This is a genomic window from Flavobacterium sp. LM4, assembly GCF_002017935.1.
Classification (GTDB): domain Bacteria; phylum Bacteroidota; class Bacteroidia; order Flavobacteriales; family Flavobacteriaceae; genus Flavobacterium; species Flavobacterium chungangense.
Window position 1 is genome coordinate 1 of the sequence record NZ_MUFW01000016.1, and the last position, 3,085, is coordinate 3,085.

Annotated in this window: 2 protein-coding genes and 3 pseudogenes; 4 read left to right on the forward strand and 1 reads right to left on the reverse strand. The window is 30.2% G+C overall.

All coding sequences use genetic code 11. The features are described from left to right. Positions 1–298 precede the first annotated feature (298 nt). Positions 299–487, reverse strand: a pseudogene (locus tag BXU10_RS24720) (recombination protein RecR); the annotation flags it as partial. Positions 488–497: 10 nt separating this feature from the next. On the opposite strand from BXU10_RS24720, the pseudogene BXU10_RS25585 reads away from it, so the two are divergent. The 4 genes and pseudogenes from BXU10_RS25585 to BXU10_RS25855 form a co-directional block, all read left to right on the forward strand. Continuing rightward, positions 498–711 (forward strand): annotated as a pseudogene (locus tag BXU10_RS25585) (recombination protein RecR); the annotation flags it as partial. Between the two features lie 65 nt (positions 712–776). Continuing rightward, a pseudogene (locus BXU10_RS24725) lies at positions 777–1,561 on the forward strand (polysaccharide biosynthesis/export family protein). 16 nt (positions 1,562–1,577) lie between these two features. Further along, entirely contained in the window at positions 1,578–1,979 is a 402-nt protein-coding gene (locus BXU10_RS25850; protein WP_369803429.1) for a hypothetical protein, read from the forward strand. A 197-nt stretch (positions 1,980–2,176) separates the two neighbouring features. Next, positions 2,177–2,368: a hypothetical protein gene (locus BXU10_RS25855; protein WP_369803430.1), complete on the forward strand. Its 192-nt coding sequence runs from the start codon at positions 2,177–2,179 to the stop codon at positions 2,366–2,368. The last annotated feature ends 717 nt before the right edge of the window (positions 2,369–3,085 follow it).

The window sequence follows — 3,085 nt, forward strand, 5'->3', positions numbered from 1 at the left end:
TACTATTTTCAACTTCAGTAGATTTAAAAATTGCAACCAATTTAGGGTCTATCGCTTTAATATCTATATTCAAAATATCGTTGACTTGCAATCTGTAAGGTTTTAATACAATTGATGAAACAGTAGTTTCATTTCCAACGTTCCTTTATCCTGTAAATAGACCAAATCTTTTACTGGATACACGATGTAAAAAACGTACTAATTAATAATAAATAAAAACAGTTTTTTGTCATTTTAAAAATTTTATAAGCAAATATAACCATTCCTTTAATCTTCAGGAAATCTTACTTAGTTTGTATTATTTAATTATTTTTGAAAGTTTTTCGAAAGGAATACGATGCAAAATACTTCGGCCGAGCGTAACTTCATCAGCATATTCTAATTCATCTCCCACGGAAATCCCTCGCGCTATTGTAGATATTATAATTTCAGAATCGGCAATTTGTTTATAAATATAAAAATTTGTGGTATCTCCTTCCATAGTGGAAACTTAATGCAAAGTTGTTGAAATCTATTTTACTTGTTCCACTATGGAAGGAGATACCACAAATTTTTATATTTATAAACAAATTGCCGATTCTGAAATTATAATATCTACAATAGCGCGAGGATTTCCGTGGGAGATGAATTAGAATATGCTGATGAAGTTACGCTCGCCGAAGTATTTTGCATCGTATTCCTTTCGAAAAAACTTTCAAAATAATTAAATAATACAAACTAAGTAAGATTTCCTGAAGATTAAAGGAATGGTTATATTTGCTTATAAAATTTTTAAAATGACAAAAAACTGTTTTTATTTATTATTAATTAGTACGTTTTTTACATCGTGTATCCAGTAAAAGATTTGGTCTATTTACAGGATAAAGGAACCGTTGGAAATGAAACTACTGTTTCATCAATTGTATTAAAACCTTACAGATTGCAAGTCAACGATATTTTGAATATAGATATTAAAGCGATAGACCCTAAATTGGTTGCAATTTTTAAATCTACTGAAGTTGAAAATAGTATGGGTAAATCCGAGTCACAGCTATATTTTAATGGTTTTACTGTTGATGATCATGGAAATATAAGAATGCAATTTTAGGAGAAATCAATGTAATTGGTTATACAATTGAGGAGGTACGCGTAAAGATTGAGAAAAAGTTGATGGAAGAATATTTAAAACCGAAGCAAATATTTTTCTTACTGTGAAATTAGCAGGTTTCAGATACACAATAAACGGAGAGGTAGGAAGTACAGGTACCAAAACATTGTTTCAGGAACGCGTGAACATTATGGAGGCAATTGCCAATGCGGAGATATTACTACTGTTGGTAATCGCAAATCAGTAACTGTAATTCGTCAAACACCTACAGGAGTACAAATGAATGATATAGATCTGACAGATGTAAATGTAATGAAATCACCATATTATTACTTACAGCCTAATGATTATGTTTATGTAAAACCGTTAAAACAAAAAACGTGGGGTACAGGTCAGACAGGAATTCAATCTGTTGGTACAATTATAACTTTGTTGTCTTTGGGGACAACGGTTTATTTATTGTTGAAAAATTAAAAAGTAATTACAAGATATGTTAGACATAAAAGATTTTTCAATTTTTGAAAAATCATCCAGTTTTGATTTTAAAGGATTTTTGCTCAAAATCGCTGGTTATTGGAAATTGTTTTTGGTGAGTTTAATTATTGCATTTACGATAGCTTATCAGGTTAATATTCGTAAGGAAAAGATTTATGCCATGCAGACCTTAATTTCGATAAAAGAAGAGAGCAACCCTTTCTTTACCTCGAATACAAGCTTGGTTTTTAATTGGGGAGGTATTTCTGATCAGGTAAGTGGTGTTTCGACTATTTTGCAATCGAGATCACATAATGAATTGGTAGTGGATAAATTGCAGTATTATATTGATTATCTCGCGAAAGGCGAATTTAATATGGTTGATGTATATGGTGCGGTTCCTTTTATGTTAATATAGATAAAACGAAACCTCAATTAACAGGAGTATTAATTAGTATTAAATTTTTAAGCCGAATGAATATGAAATTAGAATTCCATTTGAGAATAATTCGGTTTCATTGCTGACTTATTCAAATAATACTTATAGCAGTACTGCCGTTCAGCCTATTGAATTCTTAAAAAGTATAAAGTTGGGAACAAGTTGTATTGCCATTTTTGAATTGGAAACTTGAAATAACTGATAATCCTGGTTTCTATAAAGGGAAAGAATATTTTGTAAGATTTAATAATTTCGATTCTACCGTTTCACGTTATCGTGGAATTGATGTTAATTCTGAGGAAAAAGGAGGATCTATACTTACACTATCGATGCAGGTACAAATAAAGCACGGATGGTTGAGTATTTAAATTCCACAGTCAAAATGTTAATCAAATTCAATTAGACGGTAAAAATCAGTTTGCTACAAACACTATAGCATTTATTGATAGTACTCTTGTGTCTATGGAATCTCAGTTGAAAGAAACCGGAAATGAACTTAAATCTTTTCGAAAGATAAAAATATATATGATATTGAAGAAGGTGGAGCTAAGTTTTCAGATAAAATTTTAAATTTTGATGTTGAAAAAGATGTGGTAGCACGAAAAAATTGCGTACTACAATTCGTTAAAAGCCTATCTTAAAAACAGTGTTGATTATTCTAAATTACCAGCGCCATCCGTTGCAGGAATTGAAGATCCAAATATTGTTACGAATGTTTCTAAACTTATTGCTTTATCACCCAAAGATCTGAAATGTCTTATGCAGTAAAAAGTGATAAGATTTTTAAAGATTTCGATAATCAAATGATGGCTGTAAAAAATGTTTTGCTTGAAAATATAGCCTCAGCAAGTCTTCTTTGCAATATGATTTAGCTTTAGTTAATAATAAAATTGGTGAAGCAGAGAGTAAAATCAAAAAACTTCCTGAAGAACAACAAGAATTGCTGAAGATTAAAGGAAATATGATTTAAGTGATAATATTTATAGTACATTTCTCCAGAAAAGGAATGAAGCTGATATTGTAAAAGCTTCTAATTTGTCAGATATTCATTTTATAGATCCTGCGAAAGATATTGGAGGAGGTTT

Coding starts and splice junctions, on each gene's coding strand:
- BXU10_RS25850 (WP_369803429.1), top strand. CDS start 1,578: ATGTTAGACATAAAAGATTTTTCAATTTTTGAAAAATCATCCAGTTTT.